This window comes from Yokenella regensburgei ATCC 49455 (genome assembly GCF_000735455.1).
In the GTDB taxonomy this organism is placed as follows: Bacteria; Pseudomonadota; Gammaproteobacteria; order Enterobacterales; family Enterobacteriaceae; genus Yokenella; species Yokenella regensburgei.
Map to the genome: position 1 here is coordinate 27919 of NZ_JMPS01000033.1, position 16786 is coordinate 44704.

The 16786-nt window shown below is 54.2% G+C and carries 20 protein-coding genes; 13 read left to right on the forward strand and 7 right to left on the reverse strand.

What is annotated here, in order from left to right:
* The 9 genes from GYRE_RS10275 (at position 1) to GYRE_RS23700 (ending at position 7344) form a co-directional block, all read left to right on the forward strand.
* Complete coding sequence (locus GYRE_RS10275; protein WP_244922371.1) at positions 1-528, forward strand: tail fiber assembly protein; 528 nt, start codon at positions 1-3, stop codon at positions 526-528.
* Positions 529-680: 152 nt separating this feature from the next.
* Positions 681-1868 carry a phage tail sheath protein gene (locus GYRE_RS10280; protein ID WP_038255057.1) on the forward strand — a complete coding sequence of 396 codons (1188 nt, stop codon included), beginning with the start codon at positions 681-683 and terminating at the stop codon, positions 1866-1868.
* A 15-nt stretch (positions 1869-1883) separates the two neighbouring features.
* Complete coding sequence (locus tag GYRE_RS10285; RefSeq protein WP_006817465.1) at positions 1884-2402, forward strand: phage major tail tube protein; 519 nt, start codon at positions 1884-1886, stop codon at positions 2400-2402.
* 64 nt (positions 2403-2466) lie between these two features.
* A complete protein-coding gene (locus GYRE_RS10290; protein WP_038255060.1) occupies positions 2467-2802 on the forward strand; it encodes a phage tail assembly protein in 336 nt (111 codons plus the stop codon).
* A 14-nt stretch (positions 2803-2816) separates the two neighbouring features.
* Positions 2817-2954, forward strand: a complete 138-nt coding sequence (locus GYRE_RS10295) for a GpE family phage tail protein (RefSeq protein ID WP_006817463.1) — start codon at positions 2817-2819, stop codon at positions 2952-2954.
* A complete protein-coding gene (locus tag GYRE_RS10300) occupies positions 2947-5391 on the forward strand; it encodes a phage tail tape measure protein (protein ID WP_038255062.1) in 2445 nt (814 codons plus the stop codon). The genes GYRE_RS10295 and GYRE_RS10300 overlap by 8 nt, the downstream gene beginning before the upstream one ends.
* 14 nt (positions 5392-5405) lie before the next feature.
* Positions 5406-5891 (forward strand): phage tail protein, encoded by a 486-nt coding sequence (locus GYRE_RS10305; protein WP_038255064.1) that lies wholly within the window; start codon positions 5406-5408, stop codon positions 5889-5891.
* Entirely contained in the window at positions 5888-7063 is a 1176-nt protein-coding gene (locus GYRE_RS10310; protein ID WP_038255066.1) for a phage late control D family protein, read from the forward strand. Before GYRE_RS10305 ends, GYRE_RS10310 begins: the two co-directional genes overlap by 4 nt.
* Positions 7064-7125: 62 nt before the next feature.
* Positions 7126-7344: a DNA-binding transcriptional regulator gene (locus GYRE_RS23700; protein ID WP_072009061.1), complete on the forward strand. Its 219-nt coding sequence runs from the start codon at positions 7126-7128 to the stop codon at positions 7342-7344.
* Here GYRE_RS23700 and GYRE_RS24720 read toward each other — a convergent pair.
* The 6 genes from GYRE_RS24720 to ffh all read right to left on the reverse strand — a co-directional run bounded on the left by GYRE_RS24720 (position 7261) and on the right by ffh (position 10982).
* On the reverse strand, positions 7261-7437 hold the full coding sequence (locus GYRE_RS24720) for a hypothetical protein (protein WP_167829687.1): 177 nt from the start codon (positions 7435-7437) through the stop codon (positions 7261-7263). The genes GYRE_RS23700 and GYRE_RS24720 overlap by 84 nt on opposite strands.
* A gap of 52 nt (positions 7438-7489) precedes the next feature.
* A complete protein-coding gene (rplS, locus tag GYRE_RS10315; RefSeq protein WP_004104634.1) occupies positions 7490-7837 on the reverse strand; it encodes a 50S ribosomal protein L19 in 348 nt (115 codons plus the stop codon).
* 40 nt (positions 7838-7877) lie between these two features.
* Positions 7878-8645: a tRNA (guanosine(37)-N1)-methyltransferase TrmD gene (gene trmD, locus GYRE_RS10320; protein WP_038255070.1), complete on the reverse strand. Its 768-nt coding sequence runs from the start codon at positions 8643-8645 to the stop codon at positions 7878-7880.
* Positions 8646-8690: 45 nt separating this feature from the next.
* On the reverse strand, positions 8691-9239 hold the full coding sequence (rimM, locus tag GYRE_RS10325; protein ID WP_038255072.1) for a ribosome maturation factor RimM: 549 nt from the start codon (positions 9237-9239) through the stop codon (positions 8691-8693).
* An 18-nt stretch (positions 9240-9257) separates the two neighbouring features.
* Positions 9258-9506 carry a 30S ribosomal protein S16 gene (gene rpsP, locus GYRE_RS10330; RefSeq protein ID WP_038255074.1) on the reverse strand — a complete coding sequence of 83 codons (249 nt, stop codon included), beginning with the start codon at positions 9504-9506 and terminating at the stop codon, positions 9258-9260.
* A gap of 114 nt (positions 9507-9620) precedes the next feature.
* Complete coding sequence (gene ffh, locus GYRE_RS10335; RefSeq protein ID WP_006817455.1) at positions 9621-10982, reverse strand: signal recognition particle protein; 1362 nt, start codon at positions 10980-10982, stop codon at positions 9621-9623.
* A 165-nt stretch (positions 10983-11147) separates the two neighbouring features.
* Here ffh and GYRE_RS10340 point away from each other — a divergent pair, with 165 nt between their 5' ends.
* Positions 11148-11939: a cytochrome C assembly family protein gene (locus GYRE_RS10340; protein ID WP_006817454.1), complete on the forward strand. Its 792-nt coding sequence runs from the start codon at positions 11148-11150 to the stop codon at positions 11937-11939.
* 18 nt (positions 11940-11957) lie between these two features.
* Positions 11958-13244, forward strand: coding sequence for an HlyC/CorC family transporter (locus GYRE_RS10345; protein ID WP_006817453.1), 1287 nt, complete (start codon positions 11958-11960; stop codon positions 13242-13244).
* A 52-nt stretch (positions 13245-13296) separates the two neighbouring features.
* Here GYRE_RS10345 and grpE read toward each other — a convergent pair whose 3' ends face one another.
* Positions 13297-13890: a nucleotide exchange factor GrpE gene (grpE, locus tag GYRE_RS10350; RefSeq protein WP_038255076.1), complete on the reverse strand. Its 594-nt coding sequence runs from the start codon at positions 13888-13890 to the stop codon at positions 13297-13299.
* Between the two features lie 122 nt (positions 13891-14012).
* On the opposite strand from grpE, the gene nadK reads away from it, so the two are divergent.
* Both nadK and recN read left to right on the forward strand, forming a co-directional pair.
* Complete coding sequence (nadK, locus tag GYRE_RS10355) at positions 14013-14891, forward strand: NAD(+) kinase (protein ID WP_038255078.1); 879 nt, start codon at positions 14013-14015, stop codon at positions 14889-14891.
* An 85-nt stretch (positions 14892-14976) separates the two neighbouring features.
* On the forward strand, positions 14977-16638 hold the full coding sequence (gene recN, locus GYRE_RS10360; RefSeq protein ID WP_006817450.1) for a DNA repair protein RecN: 1662 nt from the start codon (positions 14977-14979) through the stop codon (positions 16636-16638).
* Positions 16639-16786: the final 148 nt, after the last annotated feature.

The window sequence follows — 16786 nt, forward strand, 5'->3', positions numbered from 1 at the left end:
ATGACTGATCTCAACATACCAGCAACAGAGTTCAGTGCCAGAGCGATGGCTTTTTCAGCGATTCAACCTTCAGATGATATGGGAGAAAACTTAGAGAAAATGGAAGCAAATTTTAATTTTTCACCCTCTGAACTTGTGTTCGTCGCAAGTGCCTGGAAAAAGGATTACATCACAGCGGGTTCATGGCCGCAGGATGCTAAACCGGTTACTGATGAAATATATGCAAAATTTATCGCCGTTCCTCCGGAAGGAAAAGTACTGAGTTCGGATGTTCAAGACAATCCTTGCTGGGTCGACAAGCCAGAGCCGACACCTGAGCAACTCATTGCTGTGGCAGAACGAAAAAAAGATAGGCTCATGAGCGAGGCTGAGCGCGTGATGGGTCCTCTGGAACGAGCCATTAAACTTGATATGGCGACGGCTGAGGAAAAGGCACGACTTACTGAATGGGAAAAATACAGCGTTTTACTGAATCGAATTAACCCCGGAGATGCGCCAAAAATCGATTGGCCGCCGAAGCCGGAGTAATTAAGCCAAAGCGTTTTCTTATTCGATAACCATTCCTGGCGGGCTCAAGCCCGCCTTTCTTTTGTACCAGTACCCACCCACCGCGGATCAATAGCCTCGCGCCCACCCAGTAAGGAAAATAACCTTCGCCCATTAACCAAGGAGTTAACCGGATGAGTGATTTCCACCACGGCGTACAGGTGCTTGAGATTAACGACGGCACCCGCGTCATTTCCACAGTTTCGACCGCTATCATCGGCATGGTCTGTACGGCCAGCGATGCTGACGCGAAGCTATTCCCCCTCAATGAACCGGTTCTGATTACCAATGTCCAGAGCGCCATTGCGAAAGCCGGTAAAAAAGGCACCCTGGCAACTTCCCTGCAGGCGATCGCCGACCAGTCAAAACCGGTCACCATCGTTGTCCGAGTCGAAGAAGGCACCGACGAGAGCCCGGAAGAAGCGCAGAAGAAAACCATCTCCAACATCATCGGCGGTACGGATGAAAATGGTAAATACACCGGTATTAAAGCGCTTCTGACCGCCGAAGCGGTGACCGGCGTCAAACCGCGCATCCTCGGTGTGCCGGGTCTTGATACTCAGGAGGTCGCTACCGCGCTTGCATCTGTGTGTATTAATCTGCGCGCGTTTGGTTATATCAGTGCCTGGGGCTGTAAAACCATCGCTGATGCTATCAAATATCGCGAAAACTTCAGTCAGCGCGAACTGATGGTCATCTGGCCTGACTTCCTCGCATGGGACACCACCGCAAACGCCACCGCAACGGCTTTCGCCACCGCACGGGCACTCGGTCTGCGAGCCAAAATCGACCAGAGCGTCGGCTGGCATAAAACGCTGTCCAACGTTGGCGTGCAGGGTGTCACCGGCATCAGCGCCTCCGTATTCTGGGATTTGCAGGCATCCGGGACTGATGCAGATCTGCTGAACGAAGCCGGCGTCACCACGCTTGTACGCAAGGATGGTTTCCGCTTCTGGGGTAACCGTACCTGTTCTGACGATCCGTTATTCCTCTTCGAGAACTACACCCGTACTGCCCAGGTGCTGGCAGACACAATGGCCGAATCACATATGTGGGCGGTTGATAAGCCGATCACCGCGACGCTCATTCGCGACATTGTTGATGGTATCAACGCCAAGTTCCGCGAGCTGCGCACCAACGGTTACATCGTTGACGGCGAGTGCTGGTTCGATGAAGAGTCCAACGATAAAGAGAGCCTCAAGGCAGGCAAACTGTATATCGACTACGACTATACGCCAGTCCCACCACTGGAAAGCCTGACAATGCGTCAGCGTATCACCGATAAGTACCTGGTGAATCTGGCCGAATCGGTCAACAGCTAAGGAGCCTGAAACCACATGGCACTACCTCGCAAACTTAAATACCTGAACATGTTCAACGATGGCCTGAGCTACATGGGCGTTGTTGAATCCGTGACCCTGCCGAAGCTCACCCGCAAGCTCGAGAACTACCGCGGAGGCGGTATGAATGGTGCAGCGTCGATTGACCTGGGTCTTGATGACGACGCGCTAACCCTCGAGTGGTCCGTCGGCGGCCTGCCGGATGTTGCACTGTGGGCACAATATGCGGCCCCGGGTGCAGATGCTGTACCGCTGCGTTTTGCAGGCTCTTACCAACGCGATGACACCGGTGACATTGTGGCGGTTGAAGTGGTCATGCGTGGCCGTCACAAAGAGATCGACGGCGGTGAAAATAAGCAAGGTGAGAATACCTCGACCAAAATGTCGACCGTCTGCACCTACTACCGCCTCTCTATTGACGGTAGCGACATCATCGAAATCGACACCATCAACATGGTTGAAAAGGTGAACGGTATCGACCGTCTGGAGCAACACCGCCGCGCTATCGGTCTGTAACCCCTGACCGGCCAGTACTGCTGGCCGGTTATTTATCCTGCCCATATTCGGAGCTGTAGACATCATGGTTAAAGAAAAAAGCAAAACGCCGGGATCCGTAGAGACCGCCGCGGAAGACATGGCGACGGTAAACCCGAATACAGTTTTCCTCGATACGCCGATTAAGCGTGCGGGTCAGACGCTCGAAAGCATTACCCTGACAGAGCCGAATGCCGGCACCTTGCGCGGAGTCAGCCTGGCTGCCGTCGCACAATCCGAAGTTGATGCGCTGATTAAGGTGCTGCCGCGCATGACCTATCCTGCGCTTACCGAAACCGAAGTCGCCGCGATGAAATTGCCGGACCTGCTGCAGCTTGCCGGCAAGGTGATCGGTTTTTTGTCACCGGTTTCGGCGGACTGAATTTTCCCCCAACTATGTCGGTTGATGATCTGATGGCGGATATCGCGGTGATTTTTCACTGGCCGCCGTCAGAGCTCTATTCCCTGAGTCTGGCCGAGCTCATCACATGGCGCGAAAAGGCGCTACAGCGTAGCGGAAACCACAATGAGTAAAAATCTGAGACTTGAGGTTTTGCTGAAAGCGGTCGACCAGGCGACCCGACCGTTTAACTCCATCCGGGTCGCGAGTCAGTCCTTGTCGGGTGATATTCGCGATACCGAACAAAAACTACGCGACCTGAACGTTCAGGCCGCGAAAATCACTGGTTTTCGCACTGCAAGCGCGCAGCTGGCCACCACTGGCCGCTCACTTGCGAACGCGAAACACGAAGCCGCCGAGCTTGCCGTACAGTTCAGGAACACCGTCAATCCAACCCGGGCGCAGGCGCAGGCTCTGGAGGCTGCAATTCACACCTCCTCAAGATTGAAAAACCAGTACAACGATTTGAAGATCTCACTTCAGCGCCAACGCACGGAACTGGCCCAGACGGGCATCAATACCCGTACCCTGTCTTCTGACGAGCGCCGGCTGAAAAACAACATTAGTGCGACCACGGCGCAACGAAACCGCCAGCAAGAGTCGCTGCAGCGGGTCAATGCGCAGCAGGAAAGATTAGGTCGGGTAAAATCGCGCTATCAGTCAGGTACACAGCTTGCTGGAAAGATAAGCGCGGCGGGTAGTGCTGCAGCTGGGGTCACCACTGCCGGAGTAACCGCAGGTGCAGGTCTGCTCAAACCTGGTTACCAACTGTCAACGAAAAGCGCTGAACTACAGGCAGTTCTGGGTCTGCAAAAGCAATCTCCAGAACTGGCGGCGCTAAAAAGCCAGGCAAAATCGCTGGGAGCAAACACCACGGTATCACCAGCCGATGCGGCTGCGGCGCAGCTGGTCGTCGCGAATTCCGGCGCGGATGCGAATGGCATTCTGGCGCAAACCCCCGCGATCCTTAATATGTCGCTGGCGAACAAAAAAACGCTGGAGGAAAGTGCCGCTTTAATCATCGGTACGAAATCAGCCTTTGCGCTGACCGACGACAAGGCTTCGCATATCGCCGACGTTATCTCGATGACGATGGAAAAAACACAGGCCACGTTTGAAGGAATCAGTGACTCACTGGCGCTCGTTGCACCAGCTGCACAAAAGGCCGGCGTAAGCCTGGAGGAGGCCGCCGCGATGGTAGGCGTCCTGCATGATAAAAACATCACCGGCTCAGCTGCAGGTGCCGGTAGCAATGCCGTATTGCAGCATCTGCAGACTCCCACCGGTAAAGCCAGCGATGCGCTTAACTCACTCGGCGTTAACACCACGGACAGCCAGGGTAACTCTCGCTCCGCCGTCTCCATCCTGAAAGATATTCAGGCCAGTTTTGTGCGTAATAAGCTCAGCGCTGGTCAGCAAGACCAATATACAAACGCCATTTTCGGTGCCGAGGGGAGCCCCGCCGCCGGGGTGTTGATGGATGCGGCTGCCAGCGGAAAGCTCGAGAGTTTAACCCACCAGAATAAAACCTCTGACGGCAAAACCGCAGGGAAAATCAGCGTATTGCAGGATAACCTTGGCGGCGATTTGGCAAAACTACAGTCCGCTTATCAGTCAATCGGCACGGATGTTTTTGACCAGCAGGAAGGCTCGCTACGTAAGTTGACGCAAACCGCCACGCAGTATGTGTTAAAGCTTGACGGCTGGATAAACAACAACAAAGGCCTGGCGCAAACTATTGGCGTCATTGCCGGCGGGGCAATGATGCTGATTGGTATCATTGGCAATATTGCGCTGGCCGCAGGGCCAATATTGATGGGCATTAACGCCATTACTTTGGGAGCCAACATGTTGGGCATCGTGTTCAGTACGGTTGGTGGTGCCATTGCAACGGTTCTTGGTGCTATGACCTGGCCGATTGTCGCCGTTGGCGTAGCGATCGTCGGCGGAGCATTACTTATTCGCAAATACTGGGAGCCTATAAGCGCCTTTTTCTCCGGCGTCATAGAGGGTATCTCCGCTGCCTTTGCCCCCATCGCTACCCTGTTCGAGCCACTGCTGCCTGTTTTTGACTGGCTAGGTGAAAAGCTGAGCGGCGTCTGGGATTGGTTCACAAAACTGATTGAACCCGTCAAATCTACCCAGGAGACGCTCGACAGCTGCAAAAATGCAGGAGTCATGTTCGGGCAAGCGCTGGCCTCAGCGCTCACGGCCCCTCTTGATGCGTTTAATAAACTGCGCAGCGGTGTCTCCTGGCTCCTCGAAAAAATCGGAGTAATTAATAAAGAGTCGAACGACCTCGACAAGAAAACGGAGAACGCCAGAGCCCAACAGCAGGATAACGCCGACTCCCAGCCCTCCTTTGCAAATAATGGCAACCAAAATTATCAGCCGGTGAAAACATCGGTTGCTAACTCATATTCCGATCAAAGCCATCACACCTACAACGTCACAATACAGGCTGGAAATACCACCCCCCTGGAGCTTGCCCGAATAGTGTCTGATGAGCTCGATAAACGTCAGCAAGAAAGCCGCGCAAGAAGAAACAGCCAATTTGCGCTAAACGGCTAAGGAGATAACCGAAAATGATGCTTGCACTTGGCATGTTTGTATTTGAACGGCGAACCCTGCCCTATCAATCGACACAGTACTCGAAGGATTATCGCTGGGCGTCTAATGACCGGATTGGAAGACTTCCTGCGTATCAGTTTCTTGGTGACGGAGAAAGTGCTCTTCAACTTTCAGGAACACTTTATCCAGAGATAACCGGCGGCCGAATCTCCCTGCAGGCACTCGAGCTCATGGCAAATGAAGCCAGAGCCTGGCCACTCATCGAAGGGACCGGCAACATTCTTGGGATGTTTATCGTCGATAAGATAACGGCCGCAAACACCGAACTTCTCAGCAATGGCGCGGCCAGGAAAATTGATTTCACGATTTCGCTGAAGCGCGTCGATGAGTCAATGATTGCAATGTTTGGTGACCTGAAGAACCAGGCAAGCGAGCTACTCGACTCCGCCATTAAGCAGGCGGAAAAATGGCAGGGTTCATTCGGAGGAATAGCAGGATGATAATCGGCATGGCGATTGATGCTGGCGCCAGGATCGCCCCCGCATTCATATTAGAGCTAAACGACAAGGATATTACCCACAACTTTTACGACCGGCTAATCTCTCTGACAATGACCGATAACCGGGGGTTTGAAGCTGACCTGCTCGACATAGCGCTTGATGACATCGACGGGCAAATCGAGCTCCCACAACGCGGCGCTGTACTGACGCTGTACCTCGGCTGGAAGGACTCGGCGCTTCTGAAAATGGGGGTTTTTACCGTAGATGAAATACAACATAGTGGGGCTCCGGACACGCTGACCATTCGCGCCCGCAGTGCTGATTTCCGTGGTTCGCTCAACTCCCGTCGGGAAGAGTCATGGCACGACACCACGCTCGGAGAACTGGTTGATGCGATTGCCAGACGTAACAAGTTAACGGCAAGCGTAGCAGCGCCACTGCAGAAAATACCGATCCCCCACATTGACCAGTCGCAGGAGTCCGATGCGGCATTTCTGAGCCGCCTGGCCGTTCGCAACGGAGCCAGCGTGTCGGTGAAAGCGGGGAAGTTATTGATGTTGAAAGCGGGTAGCGCAGTGAACGCCAGCGGTAAGCCTATTGCACAATTAACGCTGACCCGCAGCGATGGCGATCGTCACAGGTTTGCAATTGCCGACCGAAGTGCGTACACCGGCGTGACTGCAAAATGGCTGCAGACCAGAAACCCGAAGCGGCAACAGCCGGAGGTCGCCATCAAGCGTAAGCCTGAGCAACCGGCCACGGGTACACAGGAACACCCGAATGCAAAACCCGTCAGTAAAAAAACGAAAGACAAAAAGGACCAGGAAGCTAAGCCGCGCGAATACATGGCCGGCGAGCCTGAAAATGTGCTGGCGCTAACGACGGTCTTTGCTTCAAAGGAACAAGCCATGCGCGCCGCTCAGGCAAAGTGGGACGAGCTTCAGCGAGGCATTGCAGAGTTCTCTGTCACGCTGGCGTTCGGTCGAGCTGATTTGTACCCCGAAACGCCAATCCAGGTATCCGGTTTTAAGAGCGTCATCGATGAACAGGACTGGTTAATCAGTAAGGTCACGCATAGCCTCAGCAACAAGGGTTTTACGACGAGTTTAGAGCTTGAGGTCAGGACCACAGAGGTAGAGTATGACGCGATCGATGTTGAAAATGACACTTAAACTTGCAAATGCAAGTTAAGGGTTTATTATCTCTCTTAGAATTACTGCAGGGAGAAACGACTATGATGCACTGTCCGCTATGCCAGAATGCTGCACATGCACGTACCAGCCGATATTTGAGCGCCGAAACAAAAGAGCGTTACCACCAGTGTCAGAACATCAATTGTGGATGTACGTTTATCACCTTCGAAACGCTTTCACGCTTTATCGTCAGACCAGGAGAGGTTGAACCCGCCCCACCTCATCCAGCGAAAAGCCAACAACAGAAACTGGCGCTTTAAACCTGCTTCGGCAGGTTTTTTTATGCCTGCCGCCAAAGGCGGATTTCTCCATCGCCACTTTGCCGCCATCGCCAATAAAAAAGGGGTTAGCATATTGCTAACCCCTTGTTTCATAACACGCTTAGGATGCAGCGTGAGTGCGTTATTAGTTAAGACGCTCTTTGATACGAGCAGACTTACCAGTACGCTCACGCAGGTAGTACAGTTTAGCTTTACGAACGGCACCACGACGTTTGACAGAGATGCTGTCAACTACCGGAGAGTGAGTCTGGAAGACACGCTCAACGCCTTCGCCGTTGGAAATTTTACGAACAGTGAATGCAGAGTGCAGACCGCGGTTACGAATAGCGATAACCACGCCCTCGAATGCCTGCAGACGTTTTTTGGAACCTTCAACAACCCATACTTTCACTTCCACGGTATCACCCGGACGGAAGGAAGGTACGTCCTGCTTCATCTGCTCTTGTTCAAGTTGCTTAATAATGTTGCTCATAATTTAATCTCTTATCCTGGGTAAACTGATATTTGGGGGCTTACGCCTGCCCATCATGTTTATGTTGCTGTTGCGAGTGTTCAGTTTTGAACTCTGCCAGCAACCTTGCTTGCTCTTCAGTCAGAGCCAGGTTTTCCAGAAGTTCAGGTCTTCTCAGCCAGGTACGGCCCAGCGACTGTTTCAGGCGCCAGCGGCGAATCTCAGCGTGGTTACCAGACAGTAAAACTGCCGGGACTTCCATACTTTCCAGCACTTCAGGACGCGTATAGTGTGGGCAATCCAGCAATCCATCGGCAAAGGAATCTTCCGTTGCCGAAGCCTCATGTCCCAGAACACCCGGAATAAACCGGGCGACGGAGTCAATCAGCGTCATCGCTGGTAACTCACCACCGCTGAGAACGTAATCGCCGATAGACCATTCTTCGTCAATCTCGGTTTGGATCACGCGCTCATCTACGCCTTCGTAGCGACCGCACACCAGAATCAGTTTCTGATTCGTTGCCAGTTCGCTGACGCCCGCTTGATCAAGCTTGCGCCCCTGAGGTGACAGGTAGATTACCTTAGCACCTTCTCCTGCCGCGGCTTTTGCTGCATGAATAGCATCCCGTAAAGGTTGCACCATCATTAACATCCCCGGTCCGCCGCCGTAAGGACGATCGTCCACGGTACGGTGCCGGTCATGAGCGAAATCACGAGGACTCCAGCTCTGGATGTTCAGCAGGCCATTTTTTACAGCCCGGCCAGTTACCCCGTAATCGGTAATCGCGCGGAACATTTCTGGAAACAGGCTAACAATACCAATAAACACGAGCCAATCCCCACTGAACCGTCTTTCACCGTTTATCCGGAGAATTTAAAAACCAGGATCCCAATCTACTTCAATCGTTTGAGTAGTGAGATCGACTTTCTTGATAACCTGCCCATCGAGGAACGGAACCAACCGCTCCTTGATACCAAACGCATCTTTCAGGTTTGCCTTAATGACGAGAACGTCATTTGACCCGGTTTCCATCATGTCGATGACTTTACCCAGATCGTAGCCTTCAGTTGTCACTACCTGGCAGCCCATCAGGTCTTTCCAGTAGTAGTCACCCTCTTCGAGCTTCGGCAACTGCGAGGAATCCACGACAATTTCACAATTAGTCAGCAGATTCGCGGCATCGCGATCGTCAACGCCTTTCAGCTTGATGACGATATCCTGATTGTGGTGACGCCAGCTTTCCAGCTCGACCTCTTGCCACTGACCCGCCTTCTGGATAAACCAGGGCTGATAGTCAAAAATGCTTTCGGTGTCTTCGGTGGAGGAAAACACTCTGAGCCAACCACGGATACCGTAGGAAGAACCCATTTTTCCCAATACGATCGGGTCGACGGGCGCTTTTGCGGTGAGTTGCTTGCTCATCATGACCACCGTGACAGATTAAGCTGCTTTGTTAGCGGCTTTGATCAGCGCAGCAACGCGATCGGAAATAGTAGCGCCCTGGCCAACCCAGTGAGCGATACGATCCAGATCCAGACGAGTTTCTTCTTCCGCGCCAGAAGCGATCGGGTTGAAGAAACCAACGCGCTCGATGAAGCGACCGTTGCGTGCATTACGGCTGTCGGTAACAACAACCTGGTAGAACGGACGCTTTTTAGCGCCGTGACGTGCTAAACGAATAGTAACCATAACATCCTCTTGTGTGAATAAAACACCGGGCCCCATCGAGGAACGGAGCCCGGTGTCATATTAAAAGCCCGAAAATTTTACTGATTTCTGGGGAAATTGCAATCTATAAAGCGATTAACGCCCCGGGAATCCTGGGGGCATCATCCCCTTCATACCACGCAGCATCTTCGCCATTCCGCCCTTCTTCATTTTCTTCATCATGCGCTGCATGTCGTCGAACTGTTTCAGAAGGCGGTTAACGTCCTGCACCTGCATACCGCAGCCTGCGGCGATACGGCGTTTACGCGAACCTTTGATGATTTCCGGTTTAGCGCGTTCTTTCAGCGTCATCGAGTTGATGATGGCTTCCATACGCACCAAAACCTTGTCATCCATCTGCGATTTCACGTTGTCAGGGATCTGGCCCATGCCCGGCAGTTTGCCCATCAGGCTTGCCATGCCGCCCATGTTCTTCATCTGGCGTAGCTGCTCAAGGAAATCGGTCAGGTCGAACCCGTCGCCTTTTTTGAGTTTAGTCGCCAGTTTTTCCGCCTGAGCGCGGTCAACTTTGCTCTCGATATCTTCGATAAGCGACAGCACGTCGCCCATGCCGAGAATACGGGAAGCGATACGGTCCGGGTGGAACGGCTCCAGCGCTTCGGTTTTCTCACCGACGCCGAGGAACTTAATAGGTTTGCCGGTAATATGACGAATAGAAAGTGCCGCACCGCCGCGCGCATCACCGTCTACTTTAGTCAGAACCACACCGGTGAGCGGCAGCGCTTCGTTAAACGCCTTTGCGGTGTTCGCCGCATCCTGACCGGTCATGGCATCGACCACAAACAGGGTTTCTACCGGGTTAATCGCGGCGTGTACCTGTTTGATTTCGTCCATCATCGCTTCATCAACGTGCAGACGACCGGCGGTATCCACCAGCAGCACGTCGTAGAATTTCAGCTTCGCTTCTTTCAGCGCCGCGTTGACGATATCAACCGGCTTCTGCCCGACGTCTGACGGGAAGAAATCAACTTCAACCTGCTCTGCGAGCGTTTCCAGCTGTTTGATCGCCGCCGGGCGATAAACGTCTGCCGATACCACCAGCACTTTCTTTTTATGCTTCTCACGCAGGAATTTACCGAGCTTACCCACGCTTGTGGTTTTACCGGCACCCTGCAGGCCCGCCATCAGCACCACGGCCGGCGGCTGAGCGGCAAGATTCAGCACCTGGTTCTCTTCGCCCATCGCCGCAACCAGCTCGTTGCGAACGATTTTGACGAACTCCTGACCCGGGGTCAGGCTCTTATTCACTTCGTGACCAACCGCTTTCTCTTTTACGCGATTGATAAATTCACGCACGACCGGCAGCGCCACGTCGGCTTCGAGCAGCGCCATGCGCACTTCACGCAGCGTCTCTTTTACGTTGTCTTCGGTAAGACGGCCGCGACCGCTGATATTACGCAGCGTACGCGACAAACGATCGGTTAAATTATCAAACATTGTCTCTCGCCTGAGGTGGAAACGTTCAGTCGCTAGCGCGACGATAAGCCAGAATTTTGCCGCAGTATAACACGACCCGCCCTGAGATGTGATGCAACGGTTGGAGCAGACGTCAGCTAACGCTATACTGCTTCTCTTTCTTATGAACCAACCATCGACGCCTATATGCCTGTTTTTGCCCTGCTTGCTCTGGTCGCCTACTCCATCAGCCTTGCGCTGATCGTTCCCGGTTTGCTGCAAAAAAATAGCGGCTGGCGGCGAATGGCTATTTTCTCCGCGGTCATTGCGCTGGTGTGCCACGCCTTCGCGCTGGAATCACGCATCTTCCCGGGCGGCGAATCCGGGCAGAACCTGAGCCTGCTGAACGTCGGCTCGCTGGTGAGTCTGATGATCTGTACGGTGATGACGATTGTTGCCTCACGCAACCGTGGTTGGCTGCTGCTGCCGATTGTCTATACCTTTGCGCTCATCAATCTGGCGTTCGCAACGTTTATGCCCAACGAATTCATCACCCATCTCGAGGCAACGCCGGGGATGATGGTGCATATCGGCCTGTCGCTGTTTGCCTACGCCACGCTGATTATCGCCGCCCTCTATGCCCTGCAGCTCGCCTGGATTGACTACCAGCTCAAGAATAAAAAGCTCGCCTTCAGCAGCGAAATGCCGCCGCTGATGAGTATTGAACGTAAAATGTTCCACATCACCCAGGTGGGCGTTGTGCTGCTGACATTAACGCTCTGTACCGGCCTGTTTTACATGCACAACCTGTTCAGCATGGAGAACATCGATAAAGCCGTGCTGTCTATTGTCGCCTGGTTTGTCTATATCGTTCTGCTGTGGGGCCACTATCATGAAGGATGGCGCGGTCGCCGCGTAGTCTGGTTCAACGTCGCGGGTGCCGGCATTCTGACCCTGGCCTACTTTGGTAGCCGGGTTATCCAGCAGTTCGCAGGCTAAGTCACAAAGGAATTCTCATTGGAACACATCTCAACCACCGAGCTAATCGTTACGCTGATTATCATGGTGGTCATCTCAGCCTACTTCTCTGGTTCCGAAACCGGCATGATGACGCTGAACCGCTACCGGCTGCGTCACCTCGCTAAACAGGGAAATCGTCAGGCCCGCCGCGTGGAAAAACTGCTGCGTAAACCCGACCGCTTAATCAGTCTGGTGCTTATCGGCAATAACCTGGTCAACATCCTCGCATCGGCTCTCGGCACCATTGTCGGGATGCGCCTGTATGGCGACGCTGGCGTCGCGATTGCCACCGGGGTACTCACCTTCGTGGTACTGGTGTTTGCCGAAGTCCTGCCGAAGACCATTGCCGCGCTGTACCCGGAAAAGGTCGCCTACCCGAGCAGCTTCCTGCTGGCCCCGCTGCAGGTCATCATGATGCCGCTGGTGTGGTTGCTGAACTCCATCACCCGCGTACTGATGCGCATGATGGGCATTAAAACCGACACCGTCATCAGCGGAGCGGTCAGTAAAGACGAACTGCGCACCATCGTTAACGAATCCCGCTCGCAGATTTCCCGCCGCAACCAGGACATGCTGCTGTCGGTGCTGGATCTGGAAAAGGTCAGCGTCGACGACATCATGGTGCCGCGCAACGAAATCGTCGGTATCGATATCAACGACGACTGGAAAGCCATCGTGCGCCAGCTCACCCACTCGCCGCATGGCCGCATCGTGCTGTATCGCGATTCGCTGGATGACGCCATCAGCATGCTGCGCGTGCGCGAAGCCTATCGTCTGATGACCGAGAAAAAAGAGTTCACCAAAGAAGTCATGCTGCGCGCCGCCGACGAAATCTACTACGTTCCGGAAGGTACGCCGCTCAGTACCCAGCTGGTAAAATTTCAGCGCAATAAAAAGAAGGTTGGCCTGGTGGTGGATGAATATGGCGACATTCAGGGGCTGGTCACGGTTGAGGATATTCTGGAAGAGATCGTCGGCGACTTCACTACGTCAATGTCCCCGTCGCTTGCCGAAGAGGTCACCCCGCAGAACGACGGCTCGGTGATTATCGACGGCAGCGCCAACATTCGCGAACTCAACAAAGCCTTCAACTGGCATATGCCGGAAGATGAAGCCCGCACCATGAACGGCATGATTCTGGAAGCACTGGAAGAGATCCCCGCCGTTGGCACGCGCGTGCGCATTCAGCAGTACGATATCGATATTCTCGACGTACAGGACAATATGATTAAGCAGGTGAAAGTGGTGCCAGTGAAATCGCTGCGTGAGAGCGTGGCAGAGTAGCTAAGGAATGATACCCTCTCCCCGCGGGGAGAGGGTTAGCGTAAAGCGCGTATTAGCCCTTCGCTTTGGCAACCGACACCATCGCCGCGCGAATGGTACGACCGTTCAGGGTATACCCCTTCTGCATCACCATCAGCACGTTACCCGGCGCCACGTCGTCAGACTCCACCATCGCAATGGCCTGGTGAACGTTCGGATCCATCGGCACATTGATGTCGCCCACCACCTGCACGCCAAACTTACCGACCACGTCGAGCATGGATTTACGCGTCAGTTCGATACCTTCAACCATCGCGGCCATGTCGGTGTTGTTTTTGTCAGCCACTTCCAGCGCGCGATCGAGGCTGTCGAGCACCGGCAGCAGTTCATTGACGAATTTTTCCAGCGCAAACTTGTGCGCTTTTTCAACGTCCAGCTCGGTACGACGACGCAGGTTTTCCATTTCCGCTTTCGCGCGCAGCAGCGCCTCACGTTCACGGTTCTGTGCTTCAGCAAGCTGAGCTTCCAGATTCGCAATTTGTTCCTCGCGCGGATCCACCTGCTCAGCCGATGCATCAGCCTCTACGGCCTCAACTTCATCGTGCTGTTCCTTGATAATTTCTTCCGGGGCTTGCCCGTCAGGCGTTTTCTGTTCTTTACTACTCATGAATTTCTCCGCGTTTTTTCGTTTTCGTCTCGCTAACATCGCTTATTATGGGGATCAGTTTCCGGGATTCAAGGGAAGCAGGCACATTGTCATCACACATTGGCTACAAGGACCTCGAGAGAATGAATAATCATTTCAAGTGTATTGGGATTGTGGGACATCCGCGTCACCCTACTGCGTTGACGACACATGAAATGCTGTACCGCTGGCTGAACACCAAAGGCTACGAAGTCATCATCGAGCAACAGATTGCCCGGGAACTGCAGCTGAACAACGTGCGTACCGGCACGCTGGCGGAAATCGGCCAGCAGGCAGATCTGGCCGTCGTGGTCGGTGGTGATGGCAACATGCTGGGCGCAGCGCGCACCCTCGCGCGCTACGATATCAAAGTCATTGGTATCAACCGTGGCAACCTGGGGTTCCTGACCGACCTCGATCCGGACAACGCCCATCAGCAGCTCGCCGACGTGCTGGAAGGCCACTACATTGCCGAGAAACGCTTTTTGCTGGAGGCGCAGGTCTGCCAGCAGGACTGCCAGAAGCGCATCAGCACCGCTATTAACGAAGTGGTGCTCCATCCGGGAAAAGTGGCGCATATGATTGAATTCGAAGTCTATATCGATGAGATCTTCGCTTTCTCGCAGCGCTCTGATGGCCTGATCATTTCTACTCCGACCGGTTCCACCGCCTATTCACTCTCGGCGGGTGGCCCTATTCTTACCCCACAGTTAGACGCCATCACGCTGGTGCCGATGTTCCCGCACACGCTCTCGGCCAGGCCGCTGGTGATCAACAGCAGCAGCACCATCCGTCTGCGTTTCTCGCACCGTCGCAGCGACCTTGAAATCAGCTGCGACAGCCAGATTGCGTTGCCGATTCAGGAGGGAGAAGATGTGCTGATTCGCCGCTGTGACTACCACCTCAATCTTATCCACCCGAAAGACTACAGCTATTTCAACACGTTGAGCACCAAGCTGGGCTGGTCAAAAAAATTATTCTGATTTCGAATTAGGGGCTTTACTGTATAAAAAACCAGTTTATACTGTATGAAAACACAGTTATGGTTTTTCATACAGGAAAACAGCTATGCTGGCACAACTGACCATCAGCAACTTCGCCATCGTTCGTGAACTGGAAATCGACTTTCACCACGGCATGACCGCCATCACCGGGGAAACCGGTGCCGGTAAGTCCATCGCCATCGATGCCCTCGGGCTCTGCCTCGGGGGTCGTGCCGACGCCGACATGGTTCGTGCCGGTGCCAGCCGTGCTGACCTCTGCGCGCGTTTCTCGCTGAAAGACACCCCTGCAGCCCTGCGCTGGCTCGAAGATAACCAGCTTGAAGAGGGCCGCGAATGCCTGCTGCGCCGCGTCATCAGCGCCGACGGCCGCTCCCGTGGCTTCATTAACGGTACCGCCGTGCCATTGTCGCAGCTGCGCGAGCTGGGCCAGTTGCTTATCCAGATCCACGGCCAGCATGCCCATCAGTTGCTGATAAAACCCGAACACCAGAAATCACTGCTCGATGGTTATGCCGGTGAGTACCAGCTTACCCAGCAAATGGCGGAACGCTACCAGCAGTGGCATCAGAGCTGTCGCGACCTGGCGCAGCACCAGCAGCAGAGCCAGGAGCGCATCGCCCGCGCGGAGCTGCTGCAATATCAATTGAAAGAGCTCAACGAATTCAACCCGCAGCCCGGCGAATTTGAGCAGATTGATGAAGAGTACAAGCGCCTCGCTAACAGTGGTCAGCTACTCTCCACCAGCCAGCACGCGCTGGCGATCCTCGCCGATGGCGAAGAGGCCAACCTGCAAAGCCAACTCTATACGGCAAAGCAGCTGGTCGAAGAGCTTGCCGGTATGGACAGCAAACTCGCCGGTGTGCTCGATATGCTCGAGGAAGCCGCCATTCAGCTCAGCGAAGCCAGCGACGAACTGCGTCACTACTGCGATCGCCTCGATCTCGATCCCAACCGCCTGTTCGAGCTCGAACAGCGTATCTCGCGCCAGATTGCCCTCGCGCGTAAGCATCAGATTAGCCCAGAGGCGCTGCCCGATTTCCACCAGGCGCTGCTCGACGAGCAGCAGCAGCTTGACGATCAGGCCGATTCTCTCGAAACCCTGAGCCTTGCGGTCACGAAGCATCACCAGCTGGCGCTGGAAACCGCACAGCAGCTGCACGTACTGCGTCAGGCTAATGCCGAGGAGCTGTCAGAACTCATTACCGACAGCATGCATATGCTCGCTATGCCGCACGGGCAGTTCACTATCGACGTCACCTTTGAGGAGAAACACCTCACCGCCGAAGGGGCAGATCGCGTCGAGTTTCGCGTGACCACCAACCCGGGGCAGCCGCTGCAGCCCATCGCCAAAGTCGCCTCCGGCGGTGAACTCTCCCGTATCGCGCTTGCCATTCAGGTGATCACCGCCCGGAAAATGGAAACCCCGGCGCTGATCTTCGATGAAGTGGATGTCGGTATCAGCGGACCAACTGCCGCCGTGGTCGGCAAATTGCTGCGCCAGCTGGGTGAATCTACCCAGGTCATGTGCGTAACGCACCTTCCGCAGGTTGCGGGATGTGGTCATCATCATTTTTATGTCAGCAAAGAGACCGACGGCGCGATGACCGAAACCCACATGCAGCCGCTCGACAAAAAGGCACGTTTACAGGAGCTGGCCCGCTTGCTGGGCGGCAGCGAGGTCACTCGCAACACCCTGGCGAATGCCAAAGAGTTGCTGGCGGCATAAACTTTTTGGGCTTCCCGGAGTCTGAGTTCACAATAAAAACGCCGTCAGACATAACGTCAAAGGTTTTAAACTGACTAAAGGTCTATTATCATCGGCATAATACATATGAGCCGCGTACTGCCCGGACCCGAAAAGGAATCAAATCACT